Annotated in this window: 19 protein-coding genes; 12 read left to right on the plus strand and 7 right to left on the minus strand. The window is 61.1% G+C overall.

Features of this window, described 5'->3' with window-relative positions; translation table 11 throughout:
• Positions 1 to 27 precede the first annotated feature (27 nt).
• From AB7933_RS26650 to AB7933_RS26660, 3 genes are all read left to right on the plus strand, one after another.
• A complete protein-coding gene (locus AB7933_RS26650) occupies positions 28 to 339 on the plus strand; it encodes a DUF962 domain-containing protein (RefSeq protein WP_024077104.1) in 312 nt (103 codons plus the stop codon).
• Between the two features lie 363 nt (positions 340 to 702).
• Entirely contained in the window at positions 703 to 885 is a 183-nt protein-coding gene (locus AB7933_RS26655) for a hypothetical protein (RefSeq protein WP_024077106.1), read from the plus strand.
• 104 nt (positions 886 to 989) lie between these two features.
• Positions 990 to 2,186, plus strand: coding sequence for an MFS transporter (locus AB7933_RS26660; protein WP_024077107.1), 1,197 nt, complete (start codon positions 990 to 992; stop codon positions 2,184 to 2,186).
• On the opposite strand, the gene arfB is transcribed toward AB7933_RS26660, so the two are convergent.
• Positions 2,183 to 2,596 carry an alternative ribosome rescue aminoacyl-tRNA hydrolase ArfB gene (gene arfB, locus AB7933_RS26665; protein WP_024077108.1) on the minus strand — a complete coding sequence of 138 codons (414 nt, stop codon included), beginning with the start codon at positions 2,594 to 2,596 and terminating at the stop codon, positions 2,183 to 2,185. The two genes, AB7933_RS26660 and arfB, sit on opposite strands and share 4 nt — an antisense overlap.
• Positions 2,597 to 2,665: 69 nt before the next feature.
• Between arfB and AB7933_RS26670 the strand changes: the two genes are divergently transcribed.
• Positions 2,666 to 3,040 carry a c-type cytochrome gene (locus tag AB7933_RS26670; protein WP_024077109.1) on the plus strand — a complete coding sequence of 125 codons (375 nt, stop codon included), beginning with the start codon at positions 2,666 to 2,668 and terminating at the stop codon, positions 3,038 to 3,040.
• Between the two features lie 84 nt (positions 3,041 to 3,124).
• Here the strand turns inward: AB7933_RS26670 and AB7933_RS26675 are convergent, their stop codons facing one another.
• Positions 3,125 to 4,546: an amino acid permease gene (locus AB7933_RS26675; protein ID WP_024077110.1), complete on the minus strand. Its 1,422-nt coding sequence runs from the start codon at positions 4,544 to 4,546 to the stop codon at positions 3,125 to 3,127.
• A 646-nt stretch (positions 4,547 to 5,192) separates the two neighbouring features.
• On the opposite strand from AB7933_RS26675, the gene AB7933_RS26680 reads away from it, so the two are divergent.
• On the plus strand, positions 5,193 to 5,330 hold the full coding sequence (locus AB7933_RS26680; protein ID WP_003237751.1) for a hypothetical protein: 138 nt from the start codon (positions 5,193 to 5,195) through the stop codon (positions 5,328 to 5,330).
• A 73-nt stretch (positions 5,331 to 5,403) separates the two neighbouring features.
• The gene (locus tag AB7933_RS26685; RefSeq protein WP_024077111.1) at positions 5,404 to 6,363 is read left to right on the plus strand and encodes a Leucyl aminopeptidase (aminopeptidase T); all 960 of its coding nucleotides are present in this window, start codon (positions 5,404 to 5,406) and stop codon (positions 6,361 to 6,363) included.
• A gap of 191 nt (positions 6,364 to 6,554) precedes the next feature.
• Here AB7933_RS26685 and rluB read toward each other — a convergent pair whose 3' ends face one another.
• The 5 genes from rluB to AB7933_RS26710 form a co-directional block, all read right to left on the minus strand.
• Entirely contained in the window at positions 6,555 to 7,799 is a 1,245-nt protein-coding gene (gene rluB, locus AB7933_RS26690) for a 23S rRNA pseudouridine(2605) synthase RluB (RefSeq protein ID WP_024077112.1), read from the minus strand.
• 291 nt (positions 7,800 to 8,090) lie between these two features.
• Positions 8,091 to 9,053: an SMC-Scp complex subunit ScpB gene (scpB, locus tag AB7933_RS26695; RefSeq protein WP_024077113.1), complete on the minus strand. Its 963-nt coding sequence runs from the start codon at positions 9,051 to 9,053 to the stop codon at positions 8,091 to 8,093.
• A 12-nt stretch (positions 9,054 to 9,065) separates the two neighbouring features.
• Positions 9,066 to 9,764 (minus strand): segregation and condensation protein A, encoded by a 699-nt coding sequence (locus AB7933_RS26700; protein ID WP_172831386.1) that lies wholly within the window; start codon positions 9,762 to 9,764, stop codon positions 9,066 to 9,068.
• 120 nt (positions 9,765 to 9,884) lie between these two features.
• Entirely contained in the window at positions 9,885 to 10,514 is a 630-nt protein-coding gene (locus tag AB7933_RS26705) for an L-threonylcarbamoyladenylate synthase (protein WP_024077115.1), read from the minus strand.
• Positions 10,515 to 10,527: 13 nt separating this feature from the next.
• A complete protein-coding gene (locus AB7933_RS26710; protein WP_024077116.1) occupies positions 10,528 to 11,391 on the minus strand; it encodes a PHP domain-containing protein in 864 nt (287 codons plus the stop codon).
• A gap of 87 nt (positions 11,392 to 11,478) precedes the next feature.
• On the opposite strand from AB7933_RS26710, the gene AB7933_RS26715 reads away from it, so the two are divergent.
• The 6 genes from AB7933_RS26715 (at position 11,479) to AB7933_RS26740 (ending at position 15,688) form a co-directional block, all read left to right on the plus strand.
• A complete protein-coding gene (locus AB7933_RS26715; RefSeq protein ID WP_024077117.1) occupies positions 11,479 to 12,075 on the plus strand; it encodes a septation protein A in 597 nt (198 codons plus the stop codon).
• Between the two features lies 1 nt (position 12,076).
• Positions 12,077 to 12,376 carry a YciI family protein gene (locus AB7933_RS26720; RefSeq protein WP_024077118.1) on the plus strand — a complete coding sequence of 100 codons (300 nt, stop codon included), beginning with the start codon at positions 12,077 to 12,079 and terminating at the stop codon, positions 12,374 to 12,376.
• 106 nt (positions 12,377 to 12,482) lie between these two features.
• A complete protein-coding gene (locus tag AB7933_RS26725; protein ID WP_024077119.1) occupies positions 12,483 to 12,890 on the plus strand; it encodes a translation initiation factor 2 in 408 nt (135 codons plus the stop codon).
• A gap of 7 nt (positions 12,891 to 12,897) precedes the next feature.
• Complete coding sequence (locus tag AB7933_RS26730) at positions 12,898 to 13,575, plus strand: response regulator transcription factor (RefSeq protein ID WP_024077120.1); 678 nt, start codon at positions 12,898 to 12,900, stop codon at positions 13,573 to 13,575.
• A 237-nt stretch (positions 13,576 to 13,812) separates the two neighbouring features.
• Positions 13,813 to 14,277 carry an LTXXQ domain-containing protein gene (locus tag AB7933_RS26735; protein ID WP_024077121.1) on the plus strand — a complete coding sequence of 155 codons (465 nt, stop codon included), beginning with the start codon at positions 13,813 to 13,815 and terminating at the stop codon, positions 14,275 to 14,277.
• A 67-nt stretch (positions 14,278 to 14,344) separates the two neighbouring features.
• Positions 14,345 to 15,688, plus strand: coding sequence for a sensor histidine kinase (locus tag AB7933_RS26740; RefSeq protein WP_024077122.1), 1,344 nt, complete (start codon positions 14,345 to 14,347; stop codon positions 15,686 to 15,688).
• Positions 15,689 to 15,701 lie beyond the last annotated feature (13 nt).

The raw sequence follows: 15,701 nt of genomic DNA on the forward strand, positions 1-15,701 counted from the left end.
GGCATAACAATCAAAGGGCCGCCCGTCGTGCAAAACATCAAGCGATTCAACAGCTTTGCCGAGTTCTACCCCTATTATCTGGCGGAGCACGCCAATAGCACGTGCCGGCGCCTGCACTTCATCGGGACCACGCTGGTGATTGGCTTTTTGGCGTATGCGGTGGGCAAAGGCTCCCTGGGCCTGTTGCTGGCGGTGCCCATCGCCGGCTATGGCTTCGCCTGGGTGGGCCACTTCTTCTTCGAAAAGAATCGGCCGGCGACCTTCCAGCACCCGTTCTACAGCCTGCTGGGGGATTTCGTGATGTACCGCGACATGATCCTCGGCAAGGTGCCGTTCTAGCCGTGCGGCCTCTTGTCACTTGCGTAAAAAAATCAAGGCTCGCACATCCGTCGATATAAAAGTCTTTTTGTCATTTACAGTGCTGTATCCTGCCAAGGCTTTTTGAGAGCGCGGAATCACCTGCGATTGAAAACCACAGACCTTGCGAGGAGCGACGACGATGCACGAGATACCTAATCTCCCCTTCCCAAGCCTGCACGAAACTGAGCAGCCAACCCCGCAGCAGGCCAGCGCGAAGCAGCCTGAGGCCAAAGAAGCAAAACCAGTCGACAGCAAAAGCCAGGACTGACGCCGTACCAGACCGTGTGGAAAGCGCACCTTTGAGCGCTTTCCACACTGCCTGAATTGCCCGAGATCCCCACCATGACCGATACCCCTCCCGACAGCCGCGACACCGCCGTGCTTGATACGGCCTTGCAGATGGTCGACGTCTGGAACCGCCTCAGCGCGGACAAACAAGCCGTTTTGCTCAAGCGCTTCGGTACCCAGGAAAATGCGCTGGCCGCCCTGGTCACCACCCAATTGCTGGCCCCCGCTCGAGCCTGAGGTCTTTTTGATCTGAGGTTTTTGCGTTTTACCGCCCTGCGCGGACCAAAGCCCCGGTATCATTAGCAGCCTATCTTTACCTGCTGCGACAGTGGACCTCTCCCATGCCAGATACCCAGCGCCCCATGGCGGTCACGCTGCAAGTTGTTTCCATCGTGTTGTTCACCTTCATCGGCTACCTGAACATCGGCATCCCCCTTGCCGTATTGCCCGGCTATGTCCACAGCGAACTGGGCTATGGCGCGGTGATCGCCGGGCTGGTGATCAGCGTGCAATACCTGGCCACCTTACTGAGCCGCCCCTACGCCGGGCGCATCATCGACAACCTGGGCAGCAAGCGTGCGGTATTGATCGGGCTGGTGGGCTGCGGCCTGAGCGGCGTGTTCATGTTGCTCGCAGCCTGGTTTTCCAGCCTGCCGGCCTTGAGCCTGGGCAGCCTGCTGATCGGCCGCCTGGTCTTGGGCAGTGCTGAAAGCCTGGTCGGTTCGGGCGCCATCGGCTGGGGCATTGGCCGTGTGGGCGCGACAAATACCGCCAAGGTGATCTCCTGGAACGGCATCGCCAGCTACGGCGCGCTGGCGGTCGGCGCACCGTTGGGGGTGCTGCTGGTCAGTCATCTCGGGTTGTGGAGCATGGGGGTCAGCATCATTCTGCTGGCGGTCATCGGCGTCGCCCTGGCCTGGCCCAAGGAAGCGGCGCCGATTGTGGCCGGGGTGCGCCTGCCGTTCATGAACGTGCTGGGTCGGGTCCTGCCCCACGGTTGCGCGCTGGCCCTGGGCTCCATCGGCTTTGGCACCATCGCCACCTTTATCACCCTGTACTACACCACCCAGCACTGGGATAACGCGGTGTGGGCCTTGAGCCTGTTCGGTGCCAGCTTTATCGGCGCCCGCCTGTTGTTCGGCAATTTGATCAACCGGATTGGCGGCTTTCGTGTGGCGATCGCCTGCCTGTCAGTGGAGATCCTTGGCCTGTTGTTGCTGTGGCTGGCGCCGGATGCCCACCTGGCCCTGGCTGGGGCGGCGTTGAGCGGCTTCGGCTTTTCCCTGGTGTTCCCGGCGCTCGGGGTGGAGGCGGTCAACCTGGTGCCCGCGTCCAGCCGGGGTTCGGCGGTAGGGGCTTACTCGTTGTTTATCGACTTGTCGCTGGGGATTACCGGCCCGCTGGCCGGGGCCGTGGCGGCAGGCTTCGGCTTCGCCTCGATCTTCCTGTTCGCCGCCCTTGCCGCCCTGGGAGGGTTGCTGCTGAGTGTCTACCTGTACCGGCAAGCGCCCAAGGCCCGTGAGTCGCGCGGCGCCTAGAAATCGACCTTGCCGCGCCCGGCCTTGATGCTGCCGCGTTTGGTCTTGGATTCCAGGCGGCGCTTCTTCGAACCCAGCGTGGGCTTGGTGGGGCGGCGCTTCTTCTCGACCTTGGTGGCGCTGAGGATCAACTCCACCAGGCGCTCCAGCGCATCGGCGCGGTTCTGCTCCTGGGTCCGATATTGCTGGGCCTTGAGCACCAGCACCCCTTCGCTGGTGATCCGACTGTCACGCAGCGCCAGCAACCGCTCCTTGTAGAAATCCGGCAACGACGATGCTGGAATATCAAACCGCAGGTGCACCGCGCTCGACACCTTATTGACGTTCTGACCACCGGCGCCCTGGGCGCGGATGGCAGTCAGCTCGATCTCGGCATCGGGTAGCTGCACATTATTGGATATCACCAGCATCGATCAAAAACCTTAGGCAACGGACACGCCCAACTCGGACAACAACATCAACAACAAGGACGCATGAACATGAAAATACTATTGATCATTTTGCTCGGCACCTTATCACTCATTCAAACGCCACTGTCCCTTGCAGACAATACCAATGGCAAAAACCTCTATTCACAGCGATGCGCCATGTGCCACGGGCCAGACCTCAAGGCAACGGGGCCGTTGGCCAAGAAAAGCAACCCACCCACACCTGACCTTACAACCCCGGCCTTCAAAAAACGGCTGGCGGCTTATCCGGGCGTTATTGTGTCTTCGGTCATACTCCGCCCGAATGGAGACCTGATCCCAAAAACGCTGCGCGAGAATGGGGTGAAGGTCGCGCCGCATGCCTGGAACGTCAAGGACTTGCGCGACTTGAACGAATACATGAGCGGTGTGATTTCAAAAAGTTGACGACTTCAACATTCAAAAACCCCGCGCCCTGAGTTCCCGACAGCGGAATACAGGGTGCGGGGTTTTCTTTAGGCGTGCGCCTGTTTACTTCAGTGTCGCACTCGCTGCGCTCAACGCGGCTTCAGCACTGCGCTTGTTCTTGATCCCGTAACACAGCGCCATGAACGCGACCCACACCGGGATCGCGTACACCGACACCTGGATCCCCGGAATCATCAGCATGATCACCAGGATAAACACCACGAACGCCAGGCAGACGTAGTTGCCATACGGGTACCACAACGCCTTGAACAGCGGCACCTGGCCGGTGCGATTCATGTGCTGGCGGAACTTGAAGTGCGAGAAGCTGATCATCGCCCAGTTGATCACCAGCGTGGCCACCACTAGGGACATCAGCAGCTCCAGCGCGTGTTGCGGGATCAAGTAGTTCATCAACACTGCCACCAGCGTGACCGCCGCCGAAGCGAGGATCGAACGCACTGGCACGCCGCGCTTGTCGATCTTCGCTAACACCTTGGGCGCATCGCCCTGCTCGGCCATGCCCAGCAGCATGCGGCTGTTGCAGTAGGTGCCGCTGTTGTACACCGACAGCGCCGCCGTCAGCACCACGAAATTGAGGATATGCGCGGCGGTGTTGCTGCCCAGCATCGAGAACACCTGCACGAACGGGCTGCCGCTGTAGGCATCGCCGGACGCGTTGAGGGTCGCCAGCAGGCTGTCCCACGGCGTCAGCGACAACAGCACCACCAGGGCGCCGATGTAGAAGATCAGGATGCGGTAGATCACCTGGTTGATGGCCTTGGGGATCACGGTGCGTGGCTGGTCGGCTTCGGCAGCGGTGAAGCCGAGCATTTCCAGGCCGCCGAAGGAGAACATGATAATCGCCATGGCCATCACCAACCCGCCGACGCCATGGGGGAAGAAGCCGCCATGTTCCCACAGGTTGCTCACCGAGGCTTGTGGGCCGCCGCTGCCGCTGACCAGCAAGTAACTGCCCAGGGCGATCATGCCGACGATGGCCACCACCTTGATGATGGCAAACCAGAACTCGGCCTCACCGAAGACTTTGACGTTGGCCAGGTTGATCAAATTGATCAGCACGAAAAACGCTGCCGCCGACACCCAGGTCGGGATCTCCGGCCACCAGTAATGCACGTACTTACCGACAGCCGTCAGCTCCGACATGCCCACCAGAATGTACAGGATCCAACAGTTCCAGCCCGACAGGAAGCCGGCGAAACCGCCCCAGTACTTGTGGGCAAAGTGGCTGAAAGAACCGGCGACCGGCTCTTCGACAATCATTTCGCCGAGCTGGCGCATGATCATGAACGCGATAAAGCCGCAGATGGCATAGCCGAGGATCATCGACGGGCCGGCGGATTTGAGCACCCCGGCCGAGCCCAGGAACAGGCCGGTACCGATGGCACCACCGAGGGCGATCAACTGGATATGCCGATTTTTCAGGCCGCGTTTCAGCTCGCCTGAAGAAGAATGGGGTCCACTCATGAAAAGGGTCTCACGCAAGGTTTGATGATGTTGAATGCACGTTGCTGGCTTGAATTACCGACTCAAGCAGCACCGCTCAAACCCCAGCGCAGGCACCAGGAGTACAGCGTCGTTCTAACGGTCATGCGTCACCTGTTTGTTTTTATCTGTGACGAAATCGAACCCGACTGGCTCGTGGCCAGGCGGAATGATCAGGGCGAGTCACCCTGAGGTCTTGGCCATTTGCGTGGTTACGCAAGGGGGTCACAGTAAAACGCGGCGCATTGTACACCGCTCGACAGCTTCGGGAGGCCGTCGCAGAGCGTGCGCGACAATCTGTCAGGTATTCCTTACAGCTTGGCGAGGCTGAGAAATGCCCGGCCAATATCGTAAATTTATTGTTACACCGCGGAAACCCAGCGTTACAGGCACGCTTATCCGTCATTCAGCAGAAAATTGTCGCCAGGAAATTGCTGACCTGTCGTGTCAGCTAGCCAACTGTTTTTTCTGAATAAATCGACGCCCTGAAAAAACAGAACAAAAAATGCAAATGAAACCGTGTCAATAAATTTTTTGCATTACCAAACACTCTCACCTAGGTTCTTTCACTTGCCCAGCGAAGCCGCTGGCAAGCCGTTCTCAAACAACGTCCTCTAGGAGATACACCATGCAAGCACTGGAAAAAGACCTGGAAACCGAACTGCAACTTGACGATTGGTTTGAAGCACCGACCCACGAGGCAGCCGTTGAAATGATGCAAGCCGACGCCGTTGTGCCCTTTGGCACCGCGATGTGGCCTTTCTAACACGCGGCAGGCATCCGGCAGGTGCTGTGCACGGCACCTGCCCCCTTACCCAAGGCACAGAAGGACATACGTCATGGACAAGGCCCGCGCCGTCGAACACTTTCTCTACTACCTCGCGCATCACCCGGCCCTTATCGGCCTGAGCCGCCCGACCGTGTTACTGGGCCATACCGAACGCTACGACGCCATTGCCCAGGCCATCACCCACGGCAGTGCCGCCCGTTTTAACTTCCAGCTACAACGCCTGGACCTGGCGCCCAGCCACCACCTGGCCCAGGCCATCGAAGCCTGCGACCTGTACCTGTTTCTGTACGACTCCTCGACCTTGCCCAACCCACGCGCCGAAGGCCCGGACTTTATTCGTGCCTTGCATGAGGTCATGGCTGAACACTGGAAGAAATCCCTGCTGTTCAAGGATTACGGCGACTATTTCTACGACACCTTCAGCGTCGAACCGCAGCGTATCGCCGACCTCAATGCCACGCTGATCCGGCGCATGTCCCAGGCCACGGTGCTGAGCTTTACCGACGAACACGGCTCGCGCCTGGAAGCGCCGCTGAGCAGCATCAAGAAGTGGACCAATATCAACGGTATCGGCAACCACGACCTGGCCCCCGGCGAGATCGCTACCCACAGCGAGGCGATCAATGGCCAAGTGCGGTTCATGGGGACCTTCCTCAGCACCATCCCCTTTGCGCGCAAATACGGTGTACTGCAATCACCCTTGGAGTTGTGGATCGAGAACTCGACCATCTGCAGCGTGGCCAGTGACGTGCCGGGGCTCGCGGAGGATTTCAACAAATACCTGAATGCCAACCCCTCCAACCGCCGGGTGGAAGAGCTGGGGATCGGCACCAATGAGGGGGTCAAGGATCTGTACGCCCGCAATGCCGGGTTCGAGGAGCGTCATTGCGGCTTGCACCTGGGCTTGGGCGGCGGGCAGAAAGGCAGCCATCACCTGGATCTGATCTTTGCCAGTGGGGTCTTGACCCTGGATGACAAACCGGTGTTTGACGGCACGTTCGCGTTCTGAGCACCGACCTTGAAAAGGATGAAGATCCAAATGTGGGAGGGGGCTTGCCCCCGATAGCGGTGCATCAGTCGCCGGATTGGCAAGCTGATACACCACTATCGGGGGCAAGCCCCCTCCCACATTTTTTGCCTGTATTCCAAGGCAAAAAAAAACGCCAACCCTAGGGTTGGCGTTGGTGTGCAGCGCTTACATCACTGCGGCTTCTTGCGACCAAACCCCGGACGCTGACCAGAACCCGCAGGAGCGCCACGGCGCTTGCCCGACGGCTCGTCTGCGACCAGTTTCAGGCCCGGGCGCTTTTTCGGCGCTGGCTTGGCTGGGCGTTTGGTGTTGGCGCTGTCGGCCGGACGATCCGATGGCGCACCGCGACCGGCCTCACCGCGATTACTGCGACCACCAGCAGGTGCTTCACCACGGCCTGCCGGGCGCGGTGCGCGTGGTGCACGCTCGCCTTCCTGGCGCGACGGAGCCGTTGGGCGGCGCTCGCCTTCAATCTGCGGCTCACGAGAAATACGCCCGCCGGTTGCCGGTGCGTTCAGTGCCGGGCGCAGGGTGCGCGCAACGCGCTCGGTACGGGCCACAGGGCGCGACGATTTACGCTGCATACGCTCGAGCTTGTCTTTGCTCTTGGCGTTCATCTGCGGCATGGCGACCGGCGTCAGGCCAACTTCGGCGCTGAGGATGTCGACTTCGTACTGGCTCATTTCGCGCCAGCGGCCCATTGGCAGGTCGGAGTTGAGGAACACCGGGCCAAAACGCACGCGCTTCAGGCGGCTGACCACCAGGCCCTGGGATTCCCACAGGCGACGGACTTCACGGTTACGACCTTCCATCACCACGCAGTGGTACCAGTGGTTAAAGCCTTCGCCGCCTGGAGCCTGCTTGATGTCAGTGAACTTGGCCGGGCCGTCTTCCAGTACCACACCAGCCTTGAGGCGTTCGATCATCTCGTCGTCGACTTCACCGCGTACACGCACCGCGTATTCACGGTCCATCTCGTAAGACGGGTGCATCAGGCGGTTGGCCAACTCACCGTCGGTGGTGAACATCAGCAAGCCGGTGGTGTTGATGTCGAGGCGGCCGATATTGATCCAGCGGCCTTCTTTGGGCTTTGGCATCTTGTCGAACACGGTCGGACGGCCTTCCGGGTCGTCACGGGTGCAGATTTCGCCATCGGGCTTGTTGTACATGATGACGCGGCGTACCGATTCGGCAGCCTCTTCACGCTTGATGACCTTGCCATCAATGGTGATTGCATCGTGCAGGTCGACGCGCTGGCCAAGGGTGGCCTCTACGCCGTTGACCTTGATGCGCTTCTGGGTGATCCAGGCTTCGACGTCGCGGCGCGAGCCCACGCCGATACGTGCCAGCACCTTTTGCAGTTTTTCGCCTGCTGGGCCGATTTCCTGGCTGTCGTTCTGGTCTTTGTCGTTCATCTTAAGCACCTCCCGGTGGGTCGATTCAGGCGTGGCCTGAAGAGTGTTGAAAGCGGGGCTTTGGCCGAATACGTCGGCAAAGGGTCGCGAATCATACGCGCATGCTGCGCGTTGCGCATCAGAGACTAGTCGATAAGCGCCAGGTCAGTGGTCTTTCCGCCGACCGGTGGTGCCCAGGGCACCACAGAACCCATGTGGGAGGGGGCTTGCCCCCGATAGCGGTGGTTCAGTGAAGGACATTGAGACTGACACACTGCTATCGGGGGCAAGCCCCCTCCCACATGGGGCGTGTCAGTCTTCTAGCTGGCGTCGCTCGTTCTCGATGGCTTCGGCCAGCGCGCGGGCTTCGTCTTCTTCATCGCTCAACGGCGGTTGTTCGAGGGCGGCGACGGCGGCCAGGAGTTTTTCCCGGGCTTCGGCGACGCCGAGGATGTCTTCCTCGGCCTCGGCCTCGGCCTCTGCTTCAGGTTCAGGTTCAATTTCGACTTCGACCACCGGCTCGGTTTCGACGTTTACCTGGGCGTCCGGTTCGGATGCGCCGTCACGCAACAAGTCGTCGAAGTCGGTCTTGATGCCCTGCTCCATGTCGTCCAGTTCCAGCAACAGGGTGTGGAAGCTGGTTTCGTCCTTTGGCTCCTCCGGCTCGGCGGTGGCATCGGCCAGTTCCTGCAGGCTGGCCGGAACCGGCACGTCGTCGAAGTCGAGCACCGGCTCGGCTTCCATCTCGCGCAGTTCGGCGAGCGGCGGCAAGTCGTCGAGGTTTTTCAGGTTGAAGTGGTCGAGGAATGCCTTGGTAGTGGCGAACATCGCCGGCTTGCCGGGCACATCGCGGTAGCCAACGATGCGAATCCACTCGCGCTCCAGCAGCGTCTTGACGATATGGCTGTTGACCGCCACGCCGCGCACGTCTTCGATTTCGCCCCGGGTAATCGGCTGGCGATAGGCAATCAGCGCCATGGTCTCGAGCATCGCGCGGGAATAGCGCTGCGGGCGTTCTTCCCACAAGCGGCCGACCCACGGGGAAAACTGCTCACGGATCTGCAGGCGGTAACCCGACGCCACTTCGCGCAGTTCAAAGGCGCGGCCATCGCAGGACTTGCGCAAAATCTCCAGCGCCTTTTTAAAGACCGGGGGTTCAGGGCGCTCGGCTTCTTCAAAAAGTTCGAACAGGCGCTCCAGGGATTGCGGCTTACCCGAGGCCAGGAGAAAGGCCTCCAGCAACGGGGCCAGTTCGCGGGGTTCAGTCAGATTCATCGATTCAGCTCTTTATTCGGCTCGCGCCCGCACGTGGATAGCCGCAAAAGGCTCATTCTGGACCAACTCGACCAAGGACTCCTTGACCAGTTCGAGGATCGCCATAAAGGTCACCACCACCCCCAGGCGCCCTTCTTCGGCTGTGAACAGCTCGACAAACGGCACGAAGCCACCGCCCTTGAGGCGTTCGAGCACGTCGCTCATCCGCTCGCGGGTCGACAGGGCCTCGCGGCTGACCTGGTGGTGTTCAAACATATCGCCACGGCGCAGCACCTCGGCCATGGACATCAGTAACTCTTCCAGGCTCACGTCCGGCAGCAATTTGCGCGCTCGGGCCTCCGGGGCGTCCAGCTTGGGCACCAGCACATCGCGGCCCACGCGGCTGAGGCCGTCGATGCCTTCGGCGGCGGCCTTGAAGCGTTCGTACTCCTGCAAGCGGCGGATCAGTTCGGCACGCGGGTCGTCCTCTTCAGCCTCGACGGTTTCCGAGCGCGGCAGCAGCATGCGCGACTTGATCTCGGCGAGCATGGCAGCCATCACCAGGTACTCGGCGGCCAACTCCAGGCGCACCGACTGCATCAGCTCGACATAGCCCATGTACTGGCGGGTGATTTCCGCCACCGGAATGTCGAGGATGTTGATGTTCTGCTTGCGGATCAGGTACAGCAGCAAGTCCAGCGGGCCTTCGAAGGCGTCAAGGAAGACTTCCAGGGCGTCCGGCGGGATGTACAGGTCCAGCGGCATTTCCATGACCGCCTGGCCGTACACCATGGCGAACGGCAGTTCCTGTTGGGCGCCGGCCTGGCTGTCGACGGTTTCCACGGCCGACATTCAGGCCTCGACCATAAACGGAGTCGGGTCACCGCAGCCGACACGCACCACTTCCGGCTCGCCGTCGGCCAGGTTGATCACGGTGGAGGCTTTGTTGCCGCCATAACCACCGTCAATGATCAGGTCGACGTGTTTTTCCAACAGGCGGCGCATTTCGTAGGGGTCGTATAGCGGCTCGGCTTCGCCGGGCAGGATCAACGACACGCTCATCAACGGCTCACCCAGCTCGGCCAGCAGGGCCAGGGCAATGGGATGTTCCGGCACGCGCAGGCCGATGGTGCGCTTCTTGGGGTGCAGCAGCAGGCGCGGCACTTCGCGGGTGGCGTTGAGGATAAAGGTGTAGGGCCCCGGCGTGTGGGCCTTGAGCAGGCGGAAGGTGCCGGTGTCGACCTTGGCGAACAGGCCCAATTGGGACAGGTCGCTGCAAATCAGTGCGAAGTTGTGGTTCTTGTCCAGGCCCCGCAGGCGCCTGACACGCTCGACCGCGTTCTTGTCGCCAATCTGGCAACCAATGGCGTAGGACGAATCCGTTGGATAGATCACCACGCCGCCGGCGCGGATGATCTCCACAGCCTGCTTGATCAGGCGCGCCTGGGGATTTTCCGGATGAATCTGGAAGAATTGACTCACGTGTTCTACCTGTTCAGACGGTGGCAGTAATGGGGTCATGCTTGAATCGCCCCCACAAGAGCGGCAAGTCTTCCGGGACGGGGCGATACTCGCCAATCTCGGACCAGCCGCCTGGGCCATGAAAGTCACTGCCGGCACTGACCAGCAGACCAAATTCGCGGGCAAGAATCGCCAGGCTGCCAACCTGTTCGGCGGGTTGATGCCCGTTGACCACTTCAATCGCGTGGCCGCCCGCACCAATATAGTCGCCAATCAGCTTGCGGCGCTTGCTGCGGGTGAAATCGTAATGCCAGGGATGTGCCAGGCTGACCCAGGCCCCGGAGGCCCGCAGGGTCTCGACGGTGTCTTCCAGGGTTGGCCAGTGTTGCTTGACGTCGCCCAACTTGCCGGCGCCCAGCCATTTGCGAAAAGCTTCGGCGCGATCCCTGACAAACCCTTCACGCACCATCCAGTCGGCAAAATGCGGACGGGCCGGCGCGTTGCCGCTGTCACCCAGTTCCTGCTGGATGGCCCGGGCGCCGTCGAGGGCGTTGGCCATGCCTTTAAGGCCGAGCTTGCGACTTATTTCTTCGGACCGCAGCCAACGGCCATCGTGCAATTGGGCGATGGCCTCGACCAGCGCAGGGGCTTTTTGATCGAAGCCATAGCCCAGCACATGAATGGTGGCGCCCCCCCAGGTGCAGGACAATTCCACGCCGTTGACCAGTTGCATGCCCAGGGCATGCGCCGCCTCGCGGGCTTCATCGAGGCCTTCGAGGGTGTCGTGGTCGGTCAACGATAGGACTCGCACGCCTTTTTCAAACGCACGCGCAACCAGTACCGCGGGCGCCAGGGCGCCGTCGGAGGCCGTGCTGTGGCAGTGCAAATCAACATTCACGGGGGAGTGTAACCTCAAGTCAGCTGGCGCTTTCGCTACCAAGGATGTTTGTTATTATGCCGCCACATCCAGCTTCTGGCTCTTACTGTGAAACAATTCATCGACTTCATCCCGCTGTTGCTGTTTTTCATCGTTTACAAACTCGACCCCAGGGTCATCGATCTCGCCGGCCATGAGCTGACCGTCGGAGGCATCTACAGCGCCACCGCGGTGCTGATCATCAGCTCCATCGTGGTCTACGGCGCCATCTTCATCTCCCAGCGCAAGCTGGAAAAAAGCCAATGGCTGACCCTGGTGGCGTGCCTGGTCTTCGGTAGCCTGACCCTGGCCTTCCACAGCGAAACCTTCCTTAAATGGAAAGCCCCGGTGGTGAACTGGCTGTTTGCCCTCGCATTCATCGGCAGCCACTTCATCGGGGATCGCCTGCTGATCAAGCGGATCATGGGCCATGCATTGACCCTGCCGGAGCCGGTCTGGACCCGCTTGAACGTGGCCTGGATCGTGTTTTTCCTGTTCTGCGGCGCCGCCAACCTGTTCGTGGCCTTTACCTTCCAGGACTACTGGGTCGACTTCAAAGTGTTCGGCAGCCTGGGCATGACCGTGCTGTTCCTGGTCGGTCAGGGCATCTACCTGTCGCGTCACCTGCATGACACCGAGCCCACCACGCCGAAAACCGAGGATTGACATGCTCTACGCCATCATTGCTACCGATGTTGCCAACTCGCTGGAAAAACGCCTGTCCGTGCGCCCGGCCCATGTCGAGCGCCTGAAAGTGCTGCAAGCCGAAGGCCGCATCGTGCTGGCCGGCCCGCACCCGGCCGTTGACAGCAACGACCCGGGCGACGCCGGTTTCACCGGCAGCCTGATCGTCGCCGAGTTCGCTTCCCTGGCCGACGCCCAGGCCTGGGCCAAGGCCGACCCCTATGTCGCTGCCGGCGTCTACGCCGACGTCGTGGTCAAACCGTTCAAGCAAGTCCTGCCTTGATTCGGGTCGCGCCGAACCTAATCGGTTCGGCGCACTCCTATTTGCTCATTATTCTCGGTAACCTGCCGACAACGTTCTGAATATTCGTGTGGAATCAGGAGTTCCGATGCGCTTACGTCAGTTGTGTCTGTTGGCAGTGTTAATGATCGGGGCTACGGCCCACGCTGAAGAAACCTCGAACACCGGCAGTTCTACGCCCCTGTCCTTGAGTGCCGGCAGCCAGATCACCGAATTGCAGCAACGTTTGAAAGAAAGCGAACGACTGCGCGAAGAACTGAGCAAGCAACTGCAAACGGCCGATGCGGCCCGCGAAAGCGCTCAACTGAGTCGCTTGCGCCAAGAGAACCAACGCCTGGTCCAGCAACTCAAAGAAACAGAGGGTGGCGGCTTGACCCGATGGCTGACCGAGCAACAGCAATGGTTCGTCACCGGTGGGGCCGTCGCGCTGATCGCCTTGCTGTGCGGGATCTTCGCCAGCGGTGGACACCGTCGTCGTCGACAATGGCTAAATTGAGTGAGTCATGAGCGAGCTGCTACTGATAGATGATGACCAGGAGCTCTGTGAGCTGCTGACCAGTTGGTTGGGCCAGGAAGGCTTCCAGGTACGCGCCTGCCACGACGGCTTGAGCGCCCGTAAAGCATTGGCCGACAGCGCCCCAGCGGCGGTGGTGCTCGATGTGATGCTGCCCGACGGCAGCGGCCTGGAGCTGCTCAAGCAATTGCGCAACGACCACCCGGAGCTGCCGGTGTTGATGCTCTCGGCCCGGGGCGAACCGCTGGACCGTATCCTCGGCCTGGAACTGGGTGCCGACGATTACCTGGCCAAGCCCTGTGACCCCCGCGAATTGACTGCCCGCCTGCGCGCGGTATTGCGCCGCAGCCACCCGGCGGCCGTGTCGACCCAGCTTGAACTGGGCGACCTGTGCTTCAGCCCGGTGCGCGGCGTGGTCAGCATTGATGAACAGGAATTCACCCTCACCGTCTCCGAAAGCCGCCTGCTGGAAGCCTTGCTGCGCCAGCCCGGCGAACCGCTGGATAAGCAGGAACTGGCGCAGATCGCCCTCGGCCGCAAGCTGACCCTTTACGATCGCAGCCTGGACATGCACGTAAGCAACCTGCGCAAAAAGATCGGCCCGCACCCGGACGGACGGCCACGGATCGTGGCGCTGCGCAGTCGCGGTTACTACTACAGCCTCTAACCCCCCCGCCCCTGTAGGAGCGAGCTTGCTCGCGAAAAACGTCAACGATAATACGGGCGGCCTGAATGCCCGCGCTTATCTTGCGTTTTTCGCGAGCAGGCTCGCTCCTACAGGGTTTTGTCAGTTCGCGACAAAACCCTCTTTACCCAAGCTTTACCCACACCTGACCGCCGCTGACCTTGATCTCCGTAATCTACTCACATCCGGACTCACCGGAATAGAGACAGGAGAATCACCATGCGCAAGACCCTAATCGCTCTGATGTTCGCCGCCGCCCTGCCGACCGTTGCCATGGCCGCGATGCCCGAAGGTCCAGGCCCGATGGGCGGCCCTGAAGGCCACATGATGGGTGGCCCGGGCCACGGCGGTGAACACGGCCCGCGTGGCAAGGGTGGCCCATTCAGCCAGCTGGATTTGAGCAAGGAACAGCGCGAGCAGATCGGCAGGCTGATGGGTGACCAATGGCACGCTCGCAAAGACCTGGTCAAAAAGTACCTGGACAAACTCCCGGCCGCTGACCAGAAAGCCATGCAGGATGAAATCGCAGCCGGCAGACAGAAAACCCAGGCCGACATCCGTGCCGTGCTCAAGCCCGACCAGCAGAAAAAATTCGACGAAATCGTCAAGAAGCAAGAACAGCGCCGTGCCGAGTGGAAGGAATTCCAGGCCTGGAAGGCGCAACAGCCGCAAAAAGCGCAATAATGCGTTAGCGTCACTCCCCCAGCCCAGTGGCTCACGCCACTGGGCTTTTCCTGTTTGAGGGTTTCCTGTGCGTTCATTGTTCTGGCGCATCCTGGCCAGTTTCTGGCTGGCCATCGCCTTGGTTGCCGGGCTGTCGATCCTGCTTGGGCATATGCTCAACCAGGACGCCTGGATTCTCAGCCGCCATCCCGGCCTCAATAACCTGGCCGAAGAGTGGACCCAACTCTACGAAACCCAGGGCGAGGACGCCGCCCAAGACCTGCTGCAACAGCGCAAGCGCCAGTACCACATCGACGTGCAAGTGCTCAACGAAAGCGGCGAGCCCGTGGTGCGCGGCACCTTCCCGCGACGCGCCGCCGCCTTCGAGGCCCGGCAGAACGACAGCAAGGACGGCCACCTGCCCTGGCGGCGCCTGACCGCCGAGTACACCAGCGAAAAAACCGGTGACACCTACCTGCTGATCTACCGCATCCCCCACCCGGAGTTGGATGCCTGGCACCGTAACAGCCTGTTGTGGCCGTTGAGCGCACTGGCGATCGCGCTGGTGGTGCTCACGCTCTTCAGCCTGTTGGTGACACTGTCCATTACCCGCCCCTTAAGCCGCCTGCGCGGTGCGGTGCATGACCTCGGCCAGGCCACCTACCAGCAAAACAGCCTGGCGCAACTGGCCAACCGCCGCGATGAATTCGGCGTGCTCGCCACCGACTTCAACCGCATGGGCGCACGCCTGCAAAGCTTGATCGGCAGCCAGCGCCAATTGCTGCGCGACGTGTCTCACGAACTGCGCTCGCCCCTGGCCCGCTTGCGGATCGCCCTCGCGCTGGCTGAACGTGCCAGCCCTGAGGAACGGGAAAAGCTCTGGCCGCGCCTGACGCGTGAATGCGACCGCCTGGAAGCGCTGATCAGTGAGATTCTGGTGCTGGCCCGGGTCGATGCCGACAACGCCAGCGCCGAGGAGGTCGACCTTATCCCGCTGCTCAAGACCCTGCAAAAAGACGCCCAGCTCAGCGCACCGGACCAGGTGGTGCAACTGACGGCCGACGCCGACCTGCATCTCAAAGGCTGGCCGACCATGATCGAACGCGCGGTGGATAACCTGCTGCGTAATGCCCAGCGCTTCAACCCACAGGGACTGCCCATCGAGTTGCAGGCCCAACACCAGGGCGAACGCATTCTGATCAGCGTGCGTGACCATGGCCCTGGCGTCGACGCCGAGCACCTGAGCCAGTTGGGCGAACCGTTCTACCGCGCGCCCGGCCAGACTGCGCAGGGCCACGGCCTGGGCCTGGCCATTGCCCGTCGCGCCGCTGAACGCCACGGCGGCAGCCTGATCCTGGCCAATCACCCCGACGGTGGTTTTATCGCCAGCATTGACCTGCCGCTGGAACCGGGAGTTGTCACACCGATGTGAGGATCTTCTATAG

The sequence above is a fragment of the Pseudomonas gorinensis genome (assembly GCF_042015035.1).
GTDB classification, from domain to species: domain Bacteria; phylum Pseudomonadota; class Gammaproteobacteria; order Pseudomonadales; family Pseudomonadaceae; genus Aquipseudomonas; species Aquipseudomonas gorinensis.